Source organism: Microbulbifer variabilis (assembly GCF_056232115.1).
Window position 1 is genome coordinate 2,234,286 of record NZ_CP174325.1, and the last position, 23,874, is coordinate 2,258,159.

Genomic DNA, 23,874 nt, shown 5'->3' on the forward strand with positions numbered 1-23,874 from the left:
TCAGTATCGTAACAATGAACTGGGGCTGAGCATGCAGGTCAGCCCCGGGAATAAGGGCTTTTAGCGCTGTTCGCCGCGCAATTCTAAAACTTCATCGTGGAGTATTTCTGCCTTGGCCTCGGGGGGCTCAATTGGACTACCGGCAACTACGCTCACTTTGGACCAGAAGCGCCGAGGCCAGGTAGAAAAAGCGTGCCCATCCTTGTGGCTGAAAAAACTGCCCCACAAGCCCCTTAGCGCCATAGGAATTACCGGCACCGGGGTTCGCGCCAATATTTTTTCAATACCGGCTTTAAACGGTTGTATTTCTCCATCCTTTGTCAGTTGTCCCTCGGGGAAAATACATAGTAGATCGCCATTCTTCAGCCCCTGTTCAATTTCCTGGAAAGCTTTTTCGTAACCCTCTGGGTCCTTCGCCTTGGAGCAGATGGGAATGGCGCGCCCGGTTCGGAAAATAAAATGCAAGACCGGAATTTGGTAAATGGGCTTGTACATGATGAAGCGAATCGGGCGTCGCACGGCGCCGGCCAATAGTAAAGCATCGACATAACTGACATGGTTGCACACAATTAGTGCCGGACCATTTGCGGGTATCTGTTCCAGCCCTTCGTGCTTTACCCGGTACATCGTATGGGAAAGCATCCAGATCAGTAAGCGCATGGCAAACTCGGGCACCTTGGTAAATACGAAGGTGGCCACAGCGGCATTCATCAAGGCAATTACCAGAAAGAACTGTGGAATGGTGACTTCCAGGATATTCAGGAAGAACAGGCCGAGCAAGGCGGAGACCACCATAAACAGCGCGTTGAGGATATTGTTGACGGAGATAATTTGTGCGCGAATTTTTGCGGCTGAACGGTCTTGCATCATCGCGTAAAGAGGTACTATGTAGAGTCCCCCGCAGATACCGATCAGAACCAGACAGGTGAGGATTGGGTAAGCTCCGTCACTGCTGAGGAAAGCGCCCAGGCTTGCCTGCTGTAATTCGACAAAATTGCTGCCGAAAACAGATAGGGCAATACCGGTAACAGTAAGGCCGGCGGCCCCAAGGGGAACCAGGCCCAGTTCAATATTTCCATCCGACAAGCGCTCACATAGCAGTGAACCCAGGGCTATGCCAATGGTAAAGGTACATAACAGCAGGGTGACGAGGGATTCGTCACCGCCGAGAACATTTTTGGTAAAGCTGGGAATCTGTGTCAAGTAGGCTGCGCCCATTAACCAGAACCAGGAAATACCAATAATTGCGTAGAAAATGGATGGGGTTTTGGAAGTCTGAACCAGGATGTTTTCTGTTTGGGTAAAAGGGTTTGGGTTGACGCGTAGGTTTGGCGCTGGTGCTGGAGCCAGTGGAATACTGCGACTAGTCAGGTATCCCAGGACTGCCGCCCCCATAATCACCAGGCTTAGGTAGAAGAGGCCGTTTTCTCCCTGGCCGGTTATCCCTGCCAGCAGGCCGCCGACGATGGTCCCGGTAAGGATGCCGACAAAGGTTCCCATCTCTACCAATGCATTGCCGCCAACCAGCTCAGAGCGCTTCAGGTGTTGCGGCAGGATGGCATATTTAACTGGGCCGAAGAAAGCGGACTGTATACCAAGCAAGAAGAGTACGGCGAGACAGAATACATTATTTCCACTGTAAAGTGCGGTGACGCCAAGTGCCCCAATACAGATTTCCCCGAGCTTGATAAGCCTGATCAGACGGCTTTTATCGTACTTGTCGGCCAGTTGCCCGGCGGAGGCGGAAAAGAGAAAGAAAGGCAGGATGAACAGGCCCGCAGCCACATTAATCAGGGCATTGGCCTCGCTCTCTACCAAGCGGAAAGCAATCATCACGATCAGTGCATTTTTATAAACATTATCGTTAAAGGCACCGAGAAACTGGGTGAGGAAGAAAGGCAGAAAACGGCGGCTGCTTAGCAGCTGGAATTGGGTGCGATGGGCCATAAATAATCTCTTTCCAGTAAGCACCTTACCTATGTTACGCCATAGCGGCTACAAGTTGTCTAGGCTGTAGTGGCAATGAAATATGCGAAATTGGCGCGGGGCAGTGAATAGTGCAGAGAGGGGCGGGAGGAGAGATATCGCAGGGATAAGGATGACCGGCCGCTGGCGGCGGCCGGTCTTGAGAGGAAAGTCCGTTACCAGATTTTCACCCGCTCTTCCTCAGGCAGATACATGCCGTCACCCTCTTTTACATCGAACGCCTCGTAGAAAGCTTCAATGTTGGGCAATACGCCTTGGACCCGGTATTCGGCGGGAGAATGGGTATCTGTTTTCATACGACCGCTAAGCGCTTTATCGCGCATCTTACTGCGCCAAACCTGGGCCCAGCCCATAAATACACGCTGATCGCCAGTGAAGCCATCAATCACCGCAGCCTCTTTGCCATTGAGGGACATTTTGTAGGCTTTGTAAGCGATGCCCAGACCGGAAAGATCACCGATATTCTCACCCAGGGTCAGCTCGCCATTGATATGTTCGCCTTCCAGCGGTTCGAAAGCGTTGTATTGGGAGACCAGCTTGCTGGTGAGGCTTTCAAAGTTGCTTCGGTCTGAGTCTGTCCACCAGTTGTTCAGATAGCCCTTGCCGTCGAACTTGCTGCCTTTGTCGTCGAAGCCGTGACCAATTTCATGGCCGATCACTCCACCAATACCACCATAATTCACCGCGTCGTCCGCATTTACATTGAAGAAAGGTGGTTGCAGGATAGCGGCCGGGAAAACAATCTCGTTCATCGCCGGGTTGTAGTAGGCATTAACGGTCTGTGGGCTCATGCCCCATTCGCTGCGATCGATAGGTTTACCCAGCTTGTCACGCTCGAAGCTGGCTTCAAACAAGTTGGCGGCCAGCACGTTACCTACCAGGTTATTGGCATCCACCTGAAGGGCGGAGTAGTCGCGCCACTTATCGGGATAGCCGATTTTTGTGGTGAAGTTATCCAGCTTAAGCAGCGCCTGCTTGCGGGTATCCTCCCCCATCCACTCCAGAGACTGGATGGATTCACGGTAGGCCGCTTTCAGGTTATCCACCAGAACGACCATGCGCTCCTTGGCCTCTGGCGGGAAGTGCTTTTCTACGTAGCGCTTGCCGACAAGCTCACCCACCGCGCCGTTGACGAACTGTACTCCGCGCTTCCAGCGGGGTTCCATTTGCTCTACACCGTGAATAGTGGTGCTATAAAAGTCAAAATGGGCCTGTGCCAGTTCACTGTGCATATAGGGCGCCATAGCGGATAGGACTTTGACCTTTAGATAGCGCTTCCAGGTGGCCATATCGGTATCGGTGATAATCTGGTTGGCCGCTTCCAGGTATTCGGGCTGGCCGACGATGAAGCTGTCAGCCTTACCCAGCTTGGCCTTGGCCAGATAGCTGTCCCAGTCTACCGCCGGCATCAGCTTCTTTAGCTCCGCAACAGATTTTTTGTTGTAGTACTTCTCGGGGTCTCGGTTATCCAGACGGCTGCGCTGGTGCTTAGCTAAGCTCTCTTCCAGTTTGAAGATCTTGTCAGAGAAAGCTTTGGCATTGTCGAGCCCAGCCAACTCCTGGATTTGTGCCAAGTACTCTTTATATGCTTTGCGCAGTTTCTTGCTCTTCTCGGTATCCTCGAAATAGTAATCTCGATCCGGCAGTCCCAGACCCGCCTGCCAGAGGAAAGTTATGTAATTTTCAACCTGCTTCAGGTCCTGATAGATAGTACCGCCGAAAGGAACGTTGTAGCCGGCGATATCTGCATAAGCGAAGAAGTCAGTTAGGTCTTTACGGGACTTGATAGCGTCTACCTTGGTGAGTTCACCGGAAACGGCAGACAAGCCCTTTTTCTCAATCAGCTTTTCATTCATAAAGCTGTTGTAGAGGTCACCAATTTGTTTAGCGCCATCGCTTTTGGCGCCCTTGCCCGCTTCCATAATGAGGGCTTTTACCTGCTCGGTGCTCTGGTCCCGCAGGATTGAGAAGCCACCCCAGCGGGATTTGTCAGCGGGGATTTCGGTGTTTTCCAGCCAGGTACCGTTTACATAGGCAAAGAAGTCATCCTGTGGACGTACGTTAGTATCCATGGCGCTGAGATCAATGCCTGAGGAGAGCTGCTCCTGCTGGCTAGCGGCTTTATGATGGCCAGAATTGCCGTGATCGTGTGCCTGGGCTGTTATTGATAGTTGGGTGCCGGTAAGGATGCCCGCGATAGCGACTGGTAATAATAATTTTTTCATTTTTGCTCTATTGGCTAAATTTTCATCGGTCAAAACAGCCGCATATGGTAAGAGGTGACCTCAGGCCAGGACAAGGGGAACTGCGTTCAGAGGGAGATTGGTCGCGATAGACTGCGGAGGGAGCAAGTAAAAAGAATGGGATGAGGGCGGTAAAAGTATCAGTTTGAGCCAGTAATAAGGCCCCATAAGCTGGGACCTTATTGGGATGGGACTTAGTCTGGTAAGTTAAAGGTAATTGGCAGTGAGAAGCTAAAGCCATCGCTCCCGAGCTGTGCGGGCACAGAGGGGTAGGGGGCTGCCCGCTCAACAGCAGCACGGGCTTCGCGATTGAGAATACTGTAGCGAGAGTCCTGTACAGTCTGAATTTCCTGGATATCACCAGCAGAATCAATTACCACATGCAAGCGTACACTGCCTTCCTGGCCGCGTTCCTGGGCGCGTTTGGGGTAACGAATATGGCTGAAAGTATGGCGCAATAGGGTGGAATGGAATATCTGACGGGCGAGAATCATATCTGCGGTGAGAGGGGCTTCTTCTTCCTCCTCAAGCATTTCCGCAGTGTCGGCGGAGGACTCCATGGCGTCAGTGGCAGCCAGTTGGTTGGCCTCTGCGCTGTCTACACCTGCGAGTTGGCGCGGTTCACCTGCTGACTGCAGGAGTTGGTCTGTTGTCTCAGCTCCGGCCGCGCTCTCTACCAAGTCTATGACCTCAATAGTCTCGGCAGCCGCGGGTGTTAGGGTCATTGTTGGGGGGGCGAGTTCGACTGCGGCCAGAGTCGGTTTGGGTAATACCTCCTCTTTTTCCGGCTCCTGGACAGCCGCTAGGGCTTCTTCCTGGCTGATTTGCTTCAGCTGCAATTCGGCGATGCGTTCACTGCTGGGCTCGAGTGCTTCAAAGGAAGTGAGTAGGCCACTGGGAATATTTCCCGCAGCGAGCAGACCATCGCGGAAATCTGTGGATGGCGGTACAGGACCAACCCAGGCACGCATCAGGGTATCAAAGAAATCGGGATCATTGATCTCGCCCAGAGTAATGCCGTTTAAGGCTACGGTGGTGATGCCGGTATCTGCGGCAAAATCAATGGTCAACTGGTCCCCGCGTAAAAAGCGCCCCTTAAACAGATTGGCAAATGTCACCATGGTTTCAGCCTGGCTGCTCAAGGTATCGCCGCGGTTGTTAATGGCGATGCCTTCCATCCACTGGTTGCGGAATCGGCGTGCGGGCAGGCTACTGGCTAGTACACGCACCTCGAGCCGTCGTGGCAATTCACTATTAAGTAGCCCGGCGGAGTCACCGCTGAGGTTTTCAGAATAGATGGCGGCGATGTAGAGCTCTTTGTTGAATTGCTTTTCGAGCGCGAGGCCGTTTAGGAGTGGTGCAGCTTTTGCAGATACAGCAAGTGTAAACACCAAAAGTGAGAAGACAATTTTTATCGATTTCATTGTTCTACGGTGTCTGATTACCCGGATTAAGAGGTTCCGGTAATTAAGAAGTTGGGGCCCCTCCCCAGTGCACACAAGTCAGATGAAAAAGTGCGCATTCAAAGTGTGAGCGAGCACACTGTACTCACCACTTCGTCTAACTCTACTGCAACTGCAATGGAGTTCAAGCCTAGAGCGGTTAGAATGTCCTCCTACAGGTGATTGGGCGATCACAGCGGGAAACGATTGTCACAAGTCAGGATGGGTGTTGCAGACTGTTATCGTTTAGAATCGCGCTTTATAAAGTCGCTTTGGCCACAGTTTCCAAAAAAATGGAATAGTTTTCACTAATTTGTCGTACGCATGGAAATTAAACCTCTTATCGATTACCCGCGGGATGCCGTGGATCGGCTGCTCAATGTCATTCATCTCTTTCGTGATATTCGCGCAGCCAGTGAATGGCAGTACGATGTACTGTTGAAGCGATCCAGGCTGGTAAGCCTGGAGCCGGGAGAGCAACTGTTGCGCGCCGGTGATGTGGATCAATGGGTCTATTTCCTGTTGCGTGGTGAGTTGCAGGTACAGATGGAAAATACCGGTAATGGTTTGGGGGTGTCCCCGGAGCGTACCTTGGCAGTTATTCGGCCGGGAGAATTATTTGGCGATTTGTCGATGTTGCTGGCGGAGCCGCGCAGTGCCAATGTATTTGCCGCGCGTCATAGCCGTGAGACTCAGGTACTAGGCCTCGATTGTACTTTGTTTGGTGATCTGGAAGACCTCTCCCTATTGCAGTTACCGGCTAAGCTGATTTTTTATCGCAATATGGTGCATTCACTGCGTTGGAAACTAGAGGTTTACCGCTCCAAGTATCCGGGCCACCAGTTGGCGGATAGCCACCGCAGGCTGAAACTTTATACTGGTCCCAAGAACAGTCGCGAGGAACTCCTTGCCCTTGCGGAGCAGGCTCGTGCATTGGCGCAAATACTGCTCGATTGGAATGCGGAGTTTGGTTCTGGCGAGTTGGTCGATGATGAATCTGATATGCTCGGCTTCCTCGAATCCATGCTCTCATGAGTATCAAACCAATTTAATCTTTAAGAGGGTTGAGCTGCTGTCGTGGCCCTAGGTAGTTAGTCAGAATTTGGCAGTGGCCAGCCTTCCCTCCTCTTTAGGTTAAATTCCCGGTTAAAACCAACGCTGTGATTAGGCTCCCCATATACTCAGAGTCTCTCAGACCTCTGTGGATGTAATCGGCCCTGTCGTCACGTCAGTTGGTCTATTTCCAGCAAAATTCAATTTTGGAATATGGCCGTGCTGTGTAAAATTTGGCCTGCTTAAGCCCCTGCTCCATTGAAGCGGGGCCTGTTTACCTTTGTTCAACAGGTTTTTATAGCTATGAGTTTATTGGCATCCATCTGGTCTAACCGCAATTACCGCATGGCAATGTTCATCAGCCTGTTGGCATTTGCCTGGCTGTTCAGCGGCGAATTGCGTTCGGGTGATCCTGTTGGGGAAGAGGAGAAAGCGGCGGCAGGTATAAAGCCCGAGGCGACTATGCGCGTCCAGGCCCAGCGTATCGAGGCACAGTCCTATGCAACCCAGGCACTGGTAAATGGGCACACAGAAGCTAACCGCAGTGTACGCCTGCGTGCGGAACTGGATGGGATCATTACCAATCTGCCTGTGCCCGAGGGCAGTTCTGTGCAACGCGGAGAGGTGATCTGCGAAATTGAAGCGGAGGATCGTCTGGATAAATTGGTGCTAGCGGAGGCAGCCCAGCGCAAGGCTGAGTTGGATTATGCCGGTGCCTTGCGCTTGAAAAAGAAGGGGTTGCAATCGGATACCGCCATGGCTGCTCAGCAGGTGGCATTGGCCCAGGCGCAAGCGGACTACATCCAAGCCAAGGTTATGGTTGATAACTTAAAAATCCGTGCCCCTTTTGACGGCGTTGTTAACAGCCGGGCTGTAGAGTTGGGAGACTTTATTCGCCGCGGTGAAGAGTGTGCCACTCTGTTGGATCTGGACCCGCTCCTGATAGTCGGAGAAGTATCGGAAAACCAAGTAGGCCACCTAATTCCAGGGGGACCAGCCAGCGCGCAATTACAGCGTGGAATACCGGTGCAAGGTAAGGTCCGTTATATCAGCCAACAGGCCCAGGAGATTACCCGTGCCTACCGGGTCGAGGTTGCAGTTAATAATCCTGATAATGCTCTACGGGGTGGCTTGAGTGGTCGCCTGGCCCTGCCTACCGGTGAAATCCTGGCACATCATATCAATTCCTCGCTATTGACCCTGGATGATCGGGGTGAACTGGGGGTGCGTATCCTCGATGAAAATAATCAGGTTAACTTTATTAATGTCACCCTGGTGGGCGATGGGGATGGTGGTGTCTGGGTTAGTGGTCTACCGGACAAGGTCACATTAATTACTGTAGGCCAGGAATATGTCAGTACTGGGGATATTGTCCGTGTGGAAATGATTGCACCCGAGCGGACTTTTGAAAGTCTTTCCCAGCCTGCAAATACTAACTCCGAGCCTATTTTAATACCTGCCTCGGACCAGCGCCCAATAGTAGAAGGTGACCAGCAATGAAGTTGTTGGAAGGCGCGATTGAGAGAAATCGCAGTACGCTTTGCTTGATGCTGCTGATTGTCCTGGTGGGGCTGGTGGCACGCGGAGCAATGACGATCGAATCCAGCCCCGAAGTAAATCCACCCTTTGTTATGGTGCAGGTAATCCATGAGGGAATCTCGCCGGAGGATGGAGTTCGACTGTTAGTGCGCCCAATGGAGCAGGAAATCCGTGCAGTCGAGGGCGTTGTCGAAGTGATTGCCGTCGCGCGGGAATCGCTCGCCTATATAGTGGTGGAATTTGATTCCGCAATCGACGTCGATGATGCCGTGGACGATATCCGCAATGCTGTTGAGAGAGCCAGGGCCGAATTACCCAGGGATGCGGAGGAGCCGACAGTTGAAGAGGCTTCAGCACAGCCATTCCCCACAATAGTAGTTACTCTTTCTGGAGAAAAGGTCAGTGAGCGGGTTTTACTCGACAGTGCACAACGGCTAAAACGCAAAATTGAAAATCTCAGTGATGTGCTGAGTGCAGACCTGCATGGAAACCGTGAAGAAGTTGTTGAAGCAATTATCGACCCGGTGCGCCTGGAGCATTACCAGGTAACCAGTAACCAGCTGATTAATGCGGTACTGGGTAATAATCTGCTGATTCCCGCCGGCGAACTGGATACCAAGCGCGGTCGTTTTTCAGTAAAAGTTCCAGGTTTGATAGAAACTGCCCAGGATGTTTATGAGATCCCCTTAAAAAACTCCCCCGATGGGGTCATTACCCTGGGAGACGTTACCGATATCCGCCGTACCTTCAAAGATGCCGTTAGTTATACAAGCATTAATGGCCGCCCCGGTCTCGCAATTAATGTCGAGAAACGTAACGATGCCAGCTCCGTAAATGTGGCTGACAGTGTCAGGCAGGTTGTACAGGAAGAGCTGGATATGCTGCCCAGGGGGGTGGAAGTGGAATTTGTCTTCGACCAGTCCAACTTTGCGCGGGATATGGTCAGTGAAATGCAGGGCAATATTCTCACAGCCATGCTGCTGGTGATGATTATTGTGGTCGCCGCACTTGGTTTCCGCTCGGGTATCCTCGTGGGTCTGGGCGTACCTTTTTCATTGCTATTTGGTTCCATTGTTACCTGGTATTTGGGTTACTCCTTCAACTTTATGGTGATGTTCGGCATGTTGCTGGCGCTCGGGATGTTGATTGATGGTTCCATTGTGATCACCGAGTTTGCCGATCGCAAAATGGCTGAGGGGTTGAGCGCACGCAATGCCTATATCGCCTCAGTCAGCCGCATGTTTTGGCCGGTGGTCGCCTCTACCGCGACAACGCTCGCCGCTTTTTTGCCGATTATGCTTTGGCCTGGAGTTGTCGGGGAGTTTATGCGTTATTTGCCGGTGACTGTATTTGCAGTTCTGGCGGGTTCGCTGTTGTACGCGCTCTTTTTTGCCCCGGTGCTGGGTTCCCTGTTTGGCAAGAGTAATCTGACTGCATCCACTCGAAATCACCTCAAGCAACTGGAAGAGGGAGAGCCGACCTTGCTGCCGGGCATTACCGGATATTACACACGCCTGCTGGCGTTTGTACTGCGTCGCCCCGCCGCAGCATTTGCAACCACGATAGTGATACTTGTGGCGATCTTTATGGCCTTTGGCCGTTACGGTGCTGGGGTGGAGTTTTTTACGGAAACTGAAGAGCAATATGGCAATGTAGAAATTCGGGCCCAGGGCAACTTGTCTATGGCGGAAAAGAAAGTACTTGTAGCCCAGGTAGAAAAGGCTGTGTTAGGCGTACCGGAAGTTCGCGTTGCTCACAGTACTATTGGCTCTGGAGGAATATCCGGTAATTCCGATAGGGCACCGGATCAAATAGCCAATATGCTGGTAGAGCTGTTACCGGCAGAAGAGCGGGCAAGGCGCAGCCGGGAAGTATTTGAAGATATTCGTGCACGCACTGCCAACTTTGCCGGAATTAAGGTGACGGCCAATGTTATGGAGGGAGGGCCGCCGGTTGGTAAGGATATTGTCTTGGAGTTACGAGGGCAGGATTATGAAAAACTCCTGGCGGAGACTTGGCGATTGCACCGGGCGATGGAGGATGAATTCACAGGTCTGCGGGATGTTGTGAATACAGCCCCACTTCCCGGTATTCAGTGGGAGGTGCAAGTGGACCGAGCCAAAGCTGCCCTGTATGGAGCGGATCTCACTGAAGTAGGGCGCGCAGTACAATTGGTGACAAATGGTGTGCGCGTGGCCGAATACCGTCCCGATGACACTGATGAAGAGGTGGATATTCGTATTCGCTACCCAAGGAGCGCCCGTGGAATTACTGCATTGGAGCAGCTGAAGGTAAATACGGCCCGAGGTACAGTGCCGATCAGTAGCTTTGTACACACAGAGGCCATGCCCAAGGTTGATAAAATAGAAAGGATTGATGGAATAACCCGTATGCAGATTAAGGCGGACGCCCAGGAGGGAGTATTACCGGATGATAAGGTAAAAGAAATCCGGGCCTGGCTGGAAAAAAATCCGGTGGACCCGAGTATTGAATTACTGTTTCGTGGTGCAGATGAAGAGCAGAGTGAGTCTTTCCAGTTTTTAGGCGTTGCTTTCCTACTTTCACTATTCCTCATGTTTATCTTATTGGTGACCCAGTTCAACAGCTTTTATCAGTCATTGCTGATTCTATCCTCGGTAATTATGTCTACCATTGGCGTCATGCTCGGCCTGCTGGTAACCCAAAGTACTTTTAGCGTCATTATGACTGGAGTTGGCATCGTTGCTCTGGCGGGAATTGTGGTCAACAACAATATCGTACTTATTGATACTTACAATTTTGTGCGTAAGAGTGAACCGGGACTCACACCAGCCCAGGCTGCGCTAAAGGCCTCTACCCAGAGGCTGCGCCCGGTGTTTCTTACTACGGCCACAACTATTCTTGGGTTATTACCACTGGCTTTGGGGGTGAGTGTGGATATGGTTGGCAGGAATGTGGTGGTTGATGGAGTGATAGCCTCCTTCTGGGTCAAACTTGCCAGTGCTATTGTGTATGGTCTTTCTTTTTCCACATTACTAACGCTTCTGGTCACTCCGGTGATGCTGGTGCTACCGGGACATCTACGTGGAAAGCGATTTGGGACCGGGTTGGGCAAAATTCGCTGGAGTTAGCTTTATATAGTCTTATGATCACTAATTGCGGGGGCCATGGCCCCCGTTTTCTTTGTAGGAAATAAAAATGCTAAAAACCTGGCCCGAAAGTATTGTGGAGCGCAGCCGCTATCTTGTCGGGACAAACTTGCGCTCCAGTATCGTGGACTTTATTTCGCAGCATCAGTTGCCAGCGGAGTTTCACTCAGAGGTACTTCAATATTATTTGCCGCTGGCATTGTGGTTGCAGGAGTGTCATGCACCAGGAAAAACGCTGGTAGTGGGTATTAGCGGTGGCCAGGGCACTGGTAAGTCCACACTGACAGACTTTATTCGTTGCGTTTTGTCAGAGTTTGGACTCGATTGTTGTGCACTCTCCCTGGATGATATTTACCTGACCCGCGCAGAGCGACGACAACTTGCACAGGATGTTCACCCCCTTTTGCAAACTAGGGGAGTACCGGGCACTCATGACGTTCAAATGGGGATTGATATCCTTGAGGCTCTGTGTCATGCCAGCAGTCAAACGACTATAGCTCTCCCCCGTTTTGACAAAACTGTTGATGAGAGGGCGCCTCATGATCGGTGGCCGATACACAATGGGAAGGTGGATATAGTTCTGTTTGAGGGCTGGTGCCTTGGAGCTCGGCCAATGGTTAGAGCAAATTACCCATTAAACCTTCTGGAAAAGACAGAGGATCAAGCTGGTATCTGGAGGAATTACGTCAACCAACAGCTCAAAGATCATTACCAACAGCTTTTCGATAAAGTAGAAGTTATGGTATTGCTAAAGGCGCCAGATATGAGTTCTATTCTTGAGTGGCGAAAACTGCAGGAGCAAAAGCTACGTGAGCGGACTGGTATGGGGATGCGAGAAGAAGAGTTGGAGCGATTTGTTCAGCATTATGAAAGAGTAACTCGAAACATCCTGATGGATATGCCTAACTGGGCGAACTGTGTTTTGCAATTAGGTAGGGACCATCGAATTAAGAAAGTCAGACTCAGGCCAGAATGAGAGAATTACGCGGCTTGGAATAGGAGGAGTGGCAAACGAAAAGCTGAACCCCGGGCCAGCCGGGGTTCGTACAGCGGGAGTTCAAGTTCCCGTTGCTAGGGCACTTACTTGGCCTTGGGCGGGCGGCCACGACCGCGCTTTACAGGAGCAGTTTTAGTTGCAGCTGGGGCTGCGGCGTCTGCTTTTTTGGGGCGCCCTGGCTTTTTCTTTGCTTCTTCGCTTTTAGCTGGGCGTCCAGGCTTCTTTTGTGCAGTTTCTGCCTTCGGTGGACGGCCGCGGCCGCGCTTCACTGGAGCAGCTTCAGTTGCAGCTGGGGCTGCAGTGTCTGCTTTTTTGGGGCGCCCTGGCTTTTTCTTTGCCGCTTCACTTTTGGCGGGACGACCGGGCTTTTTCTTGGTTTCTTCAGTTTTCTTGGGGCGACCGGGCTTCTTCTTAGTCTCTTCAGCGGCTGCTGCTTTTGGCGGACGGCCAGGCTTTTTCTTGGCTTCTTCAGTTTTAGCCGGGCGTCCAGGCTTTTTCTTTACAGCAGTTGCCTTCTTTTTCTCTGCAGCGGCGGCCTTTTTGGCAGCAGCAGCAGCTTTTTTGGCTTCAGCAGCGGCTTTCTTCTTGTCAGCAGTAGCCAGCTTTTTGGCAATAGCAGTTTCTTCTTTAGCGACAACTTTAGCTACCTTAGCGGCAAGTTTGTTGGCAGCTTTGATCGCAGCCAGTTCTTCTTTGGCTTCAGCCGCGGCATTCTTGAGTTCAGTTGCTGCGGTTTTGGCAGCTGCTGCGGCATCGCGGGCTTTCTGCAGTTGCTTTTGCTGTGCAGGAGTCTTCTTCTTGGCGCGAACAGTGGCCAGTTTTTCCTGGGTGGTTTTAGCTTTTTCTGCAGCTTTCTTGGCGTTGATGGCCAATTTTTCTGCTTTAGTGGAAAGGTCTTTCTCTTGTTTGACTCGAGCGCTTTCCAGTTTTGCGGTCAAAGAGCGAAGCTCTGCTTCTAGTTGAGCGATATCGCTAGTAGCGACCTTAGGGGCTTTCTTTGTAGCCATTAAATTATCCCTGCAAAAGATTTGTTTTAGTAAATTGGAGGCATTCCTATCAATTATTCTCAGCCATCTTTGCGTTGCATTGCGTCACTAAAGACGTTTGTTTTCGGCAGAAAACAATTGATAGTGAGTCCCTCCAAGTAAGCGGCGCTAATTGCAGCTTATTTGTATACCTAAATGCAAGTGTTTTATAGGGTTTTTTGCAATTTAAGTTAAAAAAAATGGTTTTTTTTAACTTATTTCCATTTTGTGGACCTGTCAAAGAGGATTTCGAAGGGCGTTTTGTGTTTCTTGATAAGTTATGGACACGCTTTGTTTATCGTAGCGCACATTTATCAAATGTGTTTAAAACGTGAATAGTTGAGTAATTTCGTATGGATTAATGGTCCTACATTTTTTGTGGTCAACTCTCTTTGTTGGCAAGCTTCTCACTACGGTTAAGATGAGTTAAGTAAGCAATTTAACTTTCTTGTCTACTCAACATGCTAACAAAACCTAACTGATGGCTGTCCATGCCACTTTGTATCTCCGGAAATTTCGCTGTGCAAAGGCATCTATTATCGGGGTGTATAAGTGTGGAGAAGCAAATCATGTAGTTTGAGTGGTTCTTGAGTGTAACTAGTGCGGCGTAAATTAAGTATTTGTAGTGGAAGTGAGTGGCAGACGATATAGCCTTCTTATTTATACGGTTTTATGAGAGCAGTTCTTTGGGAGCAGATTATTAGATGATGCTTTTTGTAACCCATGGTTCTACGGCAACATGGCCGATCTCCGACACCAATGTATAGATTAGTTTTGATGCTCCAGGTTAAGGGGTGCCAACTGATTGAGGGGTTTACACAATGTTTGTGACAGGATTACCAAATAAAAAGCAGGTCAGTTCTTTCAGCCAAAGGTGGGGAAGTTCTAGAGGGGTAGATTAACTAGTTGTTTGTTGATTCATACACTCTGTATTGTCCCTACTTCAGACCGAATCAATTCATTTTGTTATATAGTGACACAAGAACGTATTTCTCTCATTTGTGAATTCCAGTTGATGTTTCGAAGCTTGAAGTAGTCTCACTAGGCAGCATTCGGCCCACGAATTATCACTTTTGTTCATTTTCTATTGAAAGTTGTAAGGGCTTAGTTTGTTAATAGTGTTCATGGGCAGATGTCAGGCTGGGTTGGCGGCAACAAAGTTATTGCGATTGATATTTGCAATTGGGTGGGAGGAGGTTGGACTTTAGTGGATTCTTTTATGGGGCTCCGGTGAAAGGAAAAGACCAGGCTGTTTCTTTCACCGAACAACTAGCTATCTTCATTAGTAATGATTAGATCATAGTGGCCCGTATGGCAGATAGCGGTTATCAGAGTGTTGGCGAATCCACAGCAGCTGTTCTCGTGATAGCGCGGCTTTACGTTGTCGAAGAACCTTTGCTAAAGGTATTACGGCTGACTCCGCTCCCGCATCCCAGCCGGCCAATTGCATTTCTGCGAGTGTGAAAAAACGTATCAGTTGCCATAGCTGATCGTTATTCCAATGCTGGCTTTGCTCCAGCCACTGTTGAGCTGGAAGTCGGATAAGTTGTGAGGCTTGTTGGTCCTCCTCATTTATGGTTTCTGCTAGAGGGCTATCTATCACTGTGGCCGCAATAAATCTCTGCAGTTGATCCCGGTTGAATTCCCAATGGCTTTCTTCTTGCTGGCCATTCACCTGTGGCTCCCAGGCACCGACACTCATACTCACTCCTTTATATAGATAGGATTTTTTTCCTATTATAACGGGCTGGAAATATTCCTGCGGGAGAGAATTTTCTTAATTGGATTGGCAAAGGGTTTTCAAGGGGAGGATGCCAGAGCTAAAAGCCAGAATTAAGATAATATAGAAGAAAATCACCCTGCCGAGGTTCCAATGGAATTTATCTCTAAAGCCCTGCCTGCTACCAAACGCGTCGCTCTAGTGGCACATGATAACCGCAAGGGAACAATGATCGACTGGTGTTTGCGCCACCGCGCGCTTCTGGAAAAGCACAACCTCCTGGCTACTGGAACTACCGGTGGCAAGATTGAGGAGGCCACGGGCCTGAGGGTGGAAAGGTTGCTAAGTGGCCCCCTTGGTGGGGATCAGCAATTGGGGGCCAGAATCAGTGAGGGAGAGGTCGACCTATTGGTTTTCTTTTGGGACCCTTTTGAGCCGATGCCACATGACCCGGATGTTAAAGCGCTATTGCGTATCGCGGCAGCCTGGAATATCCCTGTGGCTTGTAATTCGAGCAGTGCTGATATGATTGTGCAGTCGGCCTTGATGGATCAGGCTTTCAATCGTGAAGTACCGGATTATCAGAACTATTTAGAACAGCGCTAGTCGGATTTTTTCGCTCAAAAAATGATCTGCGGGGCTGGGATTATTTTGTAAGCTATTGATTTTTATGGACTATTTGTCTGAGTTATAGGTTGTGCTTGCAATGCTTGCCGATTCGCGGCAATCTTGCCCACCAGATTAGACCGGTTAATCCGGCACCTTTGGTATTTGATAATTGCACGGTGTTTTATGAGTAGACGACGCGGAAAGGCCGTAGAAGAAGAAAAGGCGGATATCGACCTGACGCCCATGCTGGACGTTGTGTTTATCATGCTGATCTTCTTTATTGTGACGGCGTCCTTTGTGAAAGAGAAAGCGTTGGACGTAAATGTGCCTGATCCGAATCAGACCAACCAGAACCCACCTGATGAAAGTAATCAGAATATTCTACTGGTTGTGAATGCCAATGATGAGATCACTCTGGCGGGTAGCAGAATTGATAGCCGTGCGGTTCGTGCCCGTATCGCCCAGCTGTACGCTGAGAATCCCCAGGCAATCGTGATTGTACGTGCGCACAACAAGTCCAGTGCCGATACTTATGTACAGATTGCTGATGCGGCTAAGGAAGTAAGCCCGGTTATCCAGGTGTCATTGGTACCCTTCGAGAAGTAAGCTCACTCAACTATTTAGTTGAGGGTTAGAGTTAAAAAGCCAGCATTGTGCTGGCTTTTTTTATGCCTGCGCAGTTTTACGGGCAGGAAGAGCTACTTGACTATTCACCGACTTATAGTCATAGCTACTTTCTTAGGTCCCGAGTTGTATCTAGAATTCTGAGCGGATAGCCCACAGATCAGGAAAAACGGCCTTGAACAGGGTAGTTTGCAAGTAGCCCACACCACTAGAGCCGCCGGTGCCAATCTTACTGCCAATGGTACGCTCCACCATCTTCACGTGCCGATACCGCCATTGTTGTAGTGAGGTATCAATATCCACCAAAGCCTCGCAAATCTCGCTAACCAGGGGATCATTGCGATAGATATCAATTAGAATTTGCTGTACCGCAGGGGATGGTTCGGCAACCAGGTTAAAATCACGCTCCAATAGACTATTGGGTATATGGTGGCCCTCCTTAGCCAGGAAATTTAGAAAAGCGTCCCACAGTGTTGGGGATTTCAGTCGCTTTTGCAGGCGAGCATAGTGTTCAGAACCCGGTAAATAGTTATCGAGCTTTCTTGGATCCTTGGCTCCATATAAGAATTCCAGCTCGCGGAATTGAAAAGATTGAAAACCACTGGCGGTTGAAAGACGATCACGGAAAGAGAGGAACTCCAGAGGGGTGAGGGTTTCGAGGATATCTACCTGCTGGATTAGGGTACGATAAATGGCATCCACTCTTTTCAGCGTATGCAGAGCGCGGTTGCGTTCGCCAGCATTGAAAAGGCTCACGAGGAAGTCCAGCTCGTGCAGCATTTGCTTAAACCACAATTCATAACTCTGATGAATCACAATAAATAAAAGCTCATCGTGCTCTGGGCCATCAGAAAGGGGCTTCTGGCATTGCAGAAGCTCGTCTACTTTAAGGTATGAGCTGTAGGTGAGTGGCATAGTGGGCAGCTTCCTGGTCGAGTTTTGATCAGCTACAGAATATTGCTCTCTTTAGCCAGTCAGGATCAAAACAAAAATTTCAGCAAAGTGATTAGTATGTTGCTCAATATTAGGCCCGGAGTTCTTTGAATGGAAAACCCCGTACAACAACTGCGTGTCGACGGTGCACGCCTATGGCGTAGCTTGATAGAGATGGCTGAAGTTGGGGCCACTCCTGCTGGTGGCTGCAATCGACAGGCGCTGACGGATGAAGATCGCAATGGGCGCGATTTGTTTGTGCGTTGGTGCCGTGAAGTTGGCTGCGAGATTCGTGTGGACCGAATGGGAAATATCTTTGCCAGGCGAGCGGGTTTAGATAATAGCTTGCCTGCGGTTATCACCGGGTCCCATCTGGATACCCAGCCTACTGGCGGAAAATTCGATGGTGTGTATGGAGTACTGGCGGGATTGGAGGTACTGCGTACTCTGGAGGAGAAGGGGATAAGGACCAAAGCGCCACTGGAAGTAGTCGTGTGGACTAATGAAGAGGGCGCACGTTTTTCCCCAGCGATGGTGGGTTCTGGTGTTTGGGCTGGGGAGTTCAGTCTCGAGTACGGCCATAGCCGTGTTGATAAGGCGGGATTCAGTATTGGTCAGGAGTTGGAGCGCATTGGATACCTGGGAACTGAGCCAGCCAAGCCCTTCCCGGTAAAAGCGGCTTTCGAAGCTCATATTGAGCAGGGGCCGATTCTTGAAAAGCAGGATCAGGTGATTGGTGTGGTTACCGGGGTACAGGGTATCCGCTGGTACGATGTCACTTTTTTCGGTACTCCCTGTCATGCCGGTCCTACGCCTATGGAGGACCGCCGTGATCCGGTGCAGGCTTTGGCATGGCTTTGTGAAAGGCTTTACGGCGAAGTAAAGGCTTACTCTGAAGATGCCAGAATGACCTGTGGCGATCTGCGCGCAGCTCCGGGCAGCCGCAATACAGTGCCGGAAAAGGTTGTACTGGCCCTGGACTTGCGTCACCCCAAGCCAGAGGGGTTAGAGCACCTGCATCGCAGCCTTTACCGAGTGGCAGAGCAGGTGCAGGAAGCCAGTGGTGTTGCCATTGATGTGCGGGAGGAATGGTATTCGCCGCCGGTAGCTTTCGATGAAGCGTGTATCGAGGCTGTTGACAGCGCTGTGCAAAGCCTGGGTTACAGCCATCGCAAGATGGTCTCCGGTGCTGGGCATGACTCTGTTTATGTCTCCAGGGTTGCCCCGGTCTCAATGATTTTTGTCCCCTGTGCAGGTGGCCTTTCCCATAATGAGGCTGAATCCGCTGAGCCTGGACATCTTGAGGCAGGTTGTAATGTCTTGTTGCAGGCAATGCTTTCCAGTACTGATTTGGCCTGAGGCTATAGAGAAATAAATTAAAGACTGAATGGGCTTTTGGGGAATATAGCCAGTGGCCCGGCAATAGTAATTTGGATGGATTAGATGAGTGAATTTACCCTGAAGTACCGCAATGAGGATGGCGGCACAGTTCCCCTTGCCAATTGGGGGATGGATTCCGAATACGGCGTATTGCGCGATGTACTTATCGGGCCTGTGGATAACTTCAGCTGGCGGACTGGTAATGCCAGTGCCCGTCGCGCCGAGCGCCTCGGAATGCAGTTTGATCACAAGGTAGCTGAAGCCCAGCACGCGGAGATGCTTGATGCTTATCGACATGCGGGAGTAAATACACACCTGATTCCAGCCGATCGTAGCTTGCCTTACCAGATTTATGGGCGTGACTCCTCAGTAATGACTCCTTGGGGCCCGATAGTGACGCAGATGTACAGTCCCTGGCGTCGTGGTGAATGGGTGCCCATCGTCAAAAAATATGCCCAACTGGAAATTCCCATTTACGATGTGATTACTGCAGGCTCTCTTGAAGGCGGTGATTTCATGGTGTTAGAACCCGGGGTAATACTTTGTGGATACTCTGGCGAGCGCACTAGCCCCCAAGGCTTCGAGCAAATGCAACGCTGGGTGGAAAAAGAGGGCTGGGAAGTGAAGGGTTACCAGTTTGACCCCTTCTTCCTGCATATTGATGTCATGGTGGCGATGCTGGCAGAGAAGTTGGCAGCTATTTGTGTTGATGCTGTAGAGCCTGAGTTGGTGCAGTGGTTTAAGAGCCGTAATATCGAGATTATCGATATCCCTTTCCCTCAAGTTTTGGAACTCGGGGTTAATGTGGTGGCTCTGGGCAACGACCGGGTGATGTTGCCTAAGGCTAACACTGGCCTGGCGGAGAAATGCCGCGCTCATGGGCTGGAAGTGATTGATCCAGACATCTCCATGATCACCCCGGGGGGTGGCGGCGTTCACTGTATGTGTCAACCTCTACGAAGGGACCCTGCGGTAAAAGGCTAGCGGTGCAGCCCTCCCGGTGACTCTCAGCTGCCGGGTTTATCCCGTCAACGAAAGTGGTTGGTTATGAACTCGCCTAAGCGAGTGCAGCCGGTAATATGAATCGCCTGAATAGGTGCTCTCTGTTATTGATCCGCTCATTGAGTGGATAGCTGGAGTCGTTTTAATGCAAAACGGCTCTATGACAGGCCAATATAAAAGACTGTTTGGCAGTCTCAAATGATTCTATACCCGGAGAATAATATGCAAAGTGCATGTACGGAAATTCTGGCCCAGGTCAACGACCGTATACTGGAAATCACCATTAATCGCCCGGAACGCAAAAATGCTCTGACCATGGCCATGTATACTGCTATGGCTGAGCTGCTCAATAGTGCAGCGAATAACTCCGATATTCGAGTGGTCATCATAACTGGTGCAGAGGGCATTTTTACAAGTGGTAATGATTTAACAGACTTCCTCGGCGGTTCCGCTGAGGGTGAAGAGTCACCGGTATTCCAGTTCATGAGTGCGCTTTACAGCTTCCCCAAGCCTGTTGTAGCAGCGATAAATGGTCCGGCGGTAGGTATCGGCACCACTATGCTGTTGCACTGTGACCTGTCCTTTGCCGGTCATGATGCTATGTTCCAAATGCCTTTTGTAAACTTGGGGCTTTGTCCTGAGTACGGTTCCAGTTACTTGCTCCCCCGTATTGCTGGCCATGCCAAAGCTTCAGAACTTCTATTACTCGGCAAGAAGTTTTCTGCACAGGAGGCTGTGGATATTGGTATTTGTAATGCGGCGGTGGAACCTGAGCAGGCGATTGCTCGTGCTCGAGAGGCCGCTTTGGAACTTGCGGTAAAGGCACCGGCAGCTGTGCGCTTGACGAAACAATTATTACGTCAGGCGACACTGGAAAAAGGACTGGAGTTTATCCAGGATGAGGGGCGCCACTTCAAGGATCGACTAGCCTCGGAGGAATTCAAAGAAGCTGCGACTGCTTTTATGGAAAAACGTCCCGCAGACTTCTCAAAGTTCGACTAAAAGTAAAAGGCCGCTAAAAAGTGGCCTTTTTTTTCGCTTGATTTACTTACTGTTGATGTTGCTTACGGTTGCCGCGGGATAGGTAATTGACTGCCTGATCGGGGTGATCTGTAAATAAACCATCCACGTGTAACTGGTAAGCGGCAAAATGTAAAAAGTGATTAAAACTTTCGAACTCTTCTGGGAGCTTTTCTGGGTCGGCGCGGAAAGTGTAAGGATGTACCTGTAAATGTCTGCGGTGAGCGCGGCGTACGACATTATTGGCACGTGGTTTTCCATCCTGAATTTCAATCAGCATGGGGTACCAGGGGCCGATGCCATCTGCGTAGTTGGCAATCTTACGCAAACCGCCCTGTTCCAACATCCAATCATAATCGTAATTTTGAATATTGCCGTTAACTTGAATTAATTTCTCTCCCCAGCTGGTTGCTGCAATAAGTTGAACCAGAGGGATGTCCATATCGAGAGCAGGCATTAATTCATATTTAATTCGTTGTAATTCTTCAGCATCAAAACACTGGAAGAAGATTTTTTGATCCCTGTTGATGTAACCGTATTGCTTAAGTTTCTCCAGTGCAATTGCGGCAATGTCCTTACCTTCCCAGTGATGAAAGTAGGGTTTTTTGATTTCCGGATAGATACCAATGTCATAGCCAAGTGAGCGGTTCAATCCCTGGATCAGTTCAATTTCCTCTTCAAATGTAGAGAGTTGGAAACTGGATTTCCACAGGGGGAAACGATGTGGATATTTCGCCTGAGGTCCATCTTCACCCATGATGAATGCTTCACTGACACGTAGTTTTTTCAGTTCTTCCAAAGTGAAGTCAATAGTGTAAAAGTGGCCGTCCTCACGGGCCCGATCGGGAAAAACATCAGCAACGTCGGTTGTGCTATTAAGATAAATATCGTGCATTACAATCAGGTGGTTATCTTTACTAAGAACCAGGTCCTGCTCGATATAATCAGGGTGCATACCGTAGGCCAGTGCTTTAGCCTCCAGGGTGTGCTCCGGTAAATAGGCAGATGCTCCACGATGGGCGATGACCAGAGTGCGCTTATTCTTGTCAAAAGAACTATCTGTTTCGGCACAGGTAAGACTTGCGACAACGGAAGAAAGTATTATTAAAAAAGATAAAAATTTTTTGAACATTTGAAATGCATCCCATATAAAGATACGAGACTTTCTAGCAAATAAATATGGCAGGGATGTATCAGTATACAGGATATAATCTGAGGTTGTGATCTGCCCAGCATTTTGCTGGGCTCCGCCAGTCAAGTCGTTGCATTCAGACAGATTCTTCATGTCTGTCTGAATGCAAAATTTACTAAACATTTTACTGCTGGATTTTATACGGTTATCTCTTGAGGCCATAGGTGTTCTGAAAATTTCTGACGCAGATCCTTTTTACTAATTTTTCCAGTAGCTGTGTGTGGTAATTCATCGATAATTATACAGTCATCGGGAATCCACCATTTGGCAAACTGCCCCTGGAAAGTACTGAGAATTTTATCGGGTTTTAGTTTGACACCTGTTTCGAGAACCACGAGCAATAGGGGACGCTCTGCCCATTTTTCATGAGTCACGCCGATAACTGCCGCCTCTGCTACACCCTCTAGTGTCATAGCGAAGTTTTCCAGCTCTATTGAGGAGATCCATTCACCACCAGATTTAATAACATCCTTAGTGCGGTCGGTAATTGTCAGGTATCCAAGAGAGTCGATAGTGGCAACATCGCCTGTGTCAAACCAACCATCGGTGGTTAGAGCAGACTCTTCGGACTTAAAGTAGCGCTCACAAATCCAGGGACCGCGCACTTGTAAGGCGCCAAAGGCAGTCCCATTGTGAGGGAGGGGGTTTTCTTGAGGGCCGACAATACGCATTTCTACTCCAAACCCTGCTCGTCCCTGCTTGAGTCGTAGTTTTTTGGCTTCTTTAGGTGCAATAGAGGGAGCGATTCGGGCGTTATAGGTACCGAGTGGGCTCATCTCGGTCATGCCCCAGGCATGGTGGGTATAGACACCATGCTGCTGTTCAAATTCTTCCATAATGCTCCAGGGACAGGCGGAGCCACCCACTACTACGCGGTTGAGGCTCGGAAGGGTCTCTTTGCTATTGCGTAGGTACTTCAGCAGTGCCAGCCAAACAGTTGGGACGCCGGCGGCAATCGTTACTGATTCCTGTCTTATCAGTTTACTAAGTGTCTCTCCACAACCCATACTGGGCCCAGGTAAAACGAGTTTGGCGCCGACTGCTGGTGCTGCGTAGGGAATAGACCAGGCATTGACATGGAACATGGGGACAACCGGGAGAATGGCTTCGTCGCGGCGAATAGCAAATGCATCTGGCATTAACACACCATAGGTGTGCAGTGCCATTGCGCGGTGGGAATAGAGTACGCCTTTTGGATTACCGGTGGTTCCAGATGTGTAGCAAAGAGCTGCCGCACTCTCCTCACGTAAATCTGGCCATTGGAAGCAGCTGGGCTGGTTGACTAGTAGGTCTTCATAGCAATAGTAATTGGCTAATTTACTATCGGGCATATGTGCCCTGTTTGTTAAGACAATTACACCCTCCACGGTGCTGAGCTTATCCTCCATTGATTCGATGAGTGGCACAAATAAAGGATCAATAAATAGCCAGCGATCTTCGGCGTGCTCAATAATATAGTGAATCTGCTCAGGGAAAAGCCGGGGGTTAATCGTGTGGCAGACCAAGCCGCTGCAGGATGTTGCGTAATAGAGTTCAAAGTGCCGGTGGTCATTCCAAGCGAGTGTGCCGATGCGGTCACCTCTATTTGCTCCGAGCATACATAATACTTGGGCGAGCTGCGCAGCACGAGCAAAAGCCTGCTTATAGCTGTAGCGGTGGAGGGGGTTATCCAGAGTAACCGAAATGACTTCACTATCCGGTGAATTACACAGGGCGCGGCGTATAACAGCGGTAAGTGTGAGCTGAGATTCCATCATCATGCCGTTCATAGTCGACTCCTATTATTATGTTTATTGTCATCTATCGGTAACTAGCCTGAATGGCCACGCCGGACTTTAGGGGGTTCTTTCAAAATGATTCAGGTAAGCTTTGAAATCAGGGCCCAATGTTCAAGCTTATGAAAAAACATATCACCCTTCATAAAGTAGGCAAATAAAAGCTTTACAGAAAAGAGATACTGTTGCCAAGAAATTAATGTGGA

General features: G+C 49.8%; 17 protein-coding genes. 9 read left to right on the forward strand and 8 right to left on the reverse strand.

Annotated elements, in window-relative coordinates:
- Positions 1-60 precede the first annotated feature (60 nt).
- From ACJJI7_RS09795 to ACJJI7_RS09805, 3 genes are all read right to left on the reverse strand, one after another.
- Positions 61-1,947, reverse strand: coding sequence for an MFS transporter (locus ACJJI7_RS09795; protein ID WP_020411871.1), 1,887 nt, complete (start codon positions 1,945-1,947; stop codon positions 61-63).
- Positions 1,948-2,141: 194 nt separating this feature from the next.
- The gene (locus ACJJI7_RS09800) at positions 2,142-4,211 is read right to left on the reverse strand and encodes a M13 family metallopeptidase (protein WP_444902255.1); all 2,070 of its coding nucleotides are present in this window, start codon (positions 4,209-4,211) and stop codon (positions 2,142-2,144) included.
- A 212-nt stretch (positions 4,212-4,423) separates the two neighbouring features.
- On the reverse strand, positions 4,424-5,653 hold the full coding sequence (locus tag ACJJI7_RS09805) for a TonB family protein (protein ID WP_444902254.1): 1,230 nt from the start codon (positions 5,651-5,653) through the stop codon (positions 4,424-4,426).
- A 342-nt stretch (positions 5,654-5,995) separates the two neighbouring features.
- On the opposite strand from ACJJI7_RS09805, the gene ACJJI7_RS09810 reads away from it, so the two are divergent.
- From ACJJI7_RS09810 to ACJJI7_RS09825, 4 genes are all read left to right on the forward strand, one after another.
- A complete protein-coding gene (locus ACJJI7_RS09810) occupies positions 5,996-6,706 on the forward strand; it encodes a cyclic nucleotide-binding domain-containing protein (protein WP_020411874.1) in 711 nt (236 codons plus the stop codon).
- A 321-nt stretch (positions 6,707-7,027) separates the two neighbouring features.
- Positions 7,028-8,224: an efflux RND transporter periplasmic adaptor subunit gene (locus ACJJI7_RS09815; protein WP_444902253.1), complete on the forward strand. Its 1,197-nt coding sequence runs from the start codon at positions 7,028-7,030 to the stop codon at positions 8,222-8,224.
- Positions 8,221-11,373, forward strand: a complete 3,153-nt coding sequence (locus ACJJI7_RS09820) for an efflux RND transporter permease subunit (RefSeq protein ID WP_444902252.1) — start codon at positions 8,221-8,223, stop codon at positions 11,371-11,373. The genes ACJJI7_RS09815 and ACJJI7_RS09820 overlap by 4 nt, the downstream gene beginning before the upstream one ends.
- Before the next feature lie 67 nt (positions 11,374-11,440).
- Entirely contained in the window at positions 11,441-12,367 is a 927-nt protein-coding gene (locus tag ACJJI7_RS09825; RefSeq protein ID WP_282951678.1) for a phosphoribulokinase, read from the forward strand.
- A gap of 104 nt (positions 12,368-12,471) precedes the next feature.
- Here ACJJI7_RS09825 and ACJJI7_RS09830 read toward each other — a convergent pair whose 3' ends face one another.
- Positions 12,472-13,395, reverse strand: coding sequence for a hypothetical protein (locus ACJJI7_RS09830; protein ID WP_020411878.1), 924 nt, complete (start codon positions 13,393-13,395; stop codon positions 12,472-12,474).
- 1,315 nt (positions 13,396-14,710) lie between these two features.
- Positions 14,711-15,115 (reverse strand): hypothetical protein, encoded by a 405-nt coding sequence (locus ACJJI7_RS09835; RefSeq protein WP_020411879.1) that lies wholly within the window; start codon positions 15,113-15,115, stop codon positions 14,711-14,713.
- Between the two features lie 171 nt (positions 15,116-15,286).
- Between ACJJI7_RS09835 and ACJJI7_RS09840 the strand changes: the two genes are divergently transcribed.
- Both ACJJI7_RS09840 and ACJJI7_RS09845 read left to right on the forward strand, forming a co-directional pair.
- Complete coding sequence (locus ACJJI7_RS09840; protein WP_020411880.1) at positions 15,287-15,739, forward strand: methylglyoxal synthase; 453 nt, start codon at positions 15,287-15,289, stop codon at positions 15,737-15,739.
- Positions 15,740-15,925: 186 nt separating this feature from the next.
- The gene (locus ACJJI7_RS09845; protein WP_020411881.1) at positions 15,926-16,348 is read left to right on the forward strand and encodes an ExbD/TolR family protein; all 423 of its coding nucleotides are present in this window, start codon (positions 15,926-15,928) and stop codon (positions 16,346-16,348) included.
- Positions 16,349-16,498: 150 nt separating this feature from the next.
- Here ACJJI7_RS09845 and ACJJI7_RS09850 read toward each other — a convergent pair whose 3' ends face one another.
- The gene (locus tag ACJJI7_RS09850) at positions 16,499-17,290 is read right to left on the reverse strand and encodes a tryptophan 2,3-dioxygenase (RefSeq protein WP_282953626.1); all 792 of its coding nucleotides are present in this window, start codon (positions 17,288-17,290) and stop codon (positions 16,499-16,501) included.
- 120 nt (positions 17,291-17,410) lie between these two features.
- Between ACJJI7_RS09850 and ACJJI7_RS09855 the strand changes: the two genes are divergently transcribed.
- From ACJJI7_RS09855 to ACJJI7_RS09865, 3 genes are all read left to right on the forward strand, one after another.
- Positions 17,411-18,658, forward strand: coding sequence for a Zn-dependent hydrolase (locus ACJJI7_RS09855; RefSeq protein ID WP_282951675.1), 1,248 nt, complete (start codon positions 17,411-17,413; stop codon positions 18,656-18,658).
- Between the two features lie 84 nt (positions 18,659-18,742).
- On the forward strand, positions 18,743-19,663 hold the full coding sequence (locus ACJJI7_RS09860; RefSeq protein WP_444902251.1) for a dimethylarginine dimethylaminohydrolase family protein: 921 nt from the start codon (positions 18,743-18,745) through the stop codon (positions 19,661-19,663).
- Positions 19,664-19,903: 240 nt separating this feature from the next.
- Positions 19,904-20,683 carry an enoyl-CoA hydratase gene (locus ACJJI7_RS09865; protein WP_020411885.1) on the forward strand — a complete coding sequence of 260 codons (780 nt, stop codon included), beginning with the start codon at positions 19,904-19,906 and terminating at the stop codon, positions 20,681-20,683.
- A gap of 46 nt (positions 20,684-20,729) precedes the next feature.
- On the opposite strand, the gene glpQ is transcribed toward ACJJI7_RS09865, so the two are convergent.
- Complete coding sequence (gene glpQ, locus ACJJI7_RS09870; protein ID WP_444902250.1) at positions 20,730-21,833, reverse strand: glycerophosphodiester phosphodiesterase; 1,104 nt, start codon at positions 21,831-21,833, stop codon at positions 20,730-20,732.
- Between the two features lie 197 nt (positions 21,834-22,030).
- Positions 22,031-23,662, reverse strand: a complete 1,632-nt coding sequence (locus ACJJI7_RS09875) for a long-chain fatty acid--CoA ligase (RefSeq protein WP_444902249.1) — start codon at positions 23,660-23,662, stop codon at positions 22,031-22,033.
- Between the last annotated feature and the right edge of the window lie 212 nt (positions 23,663-23,874).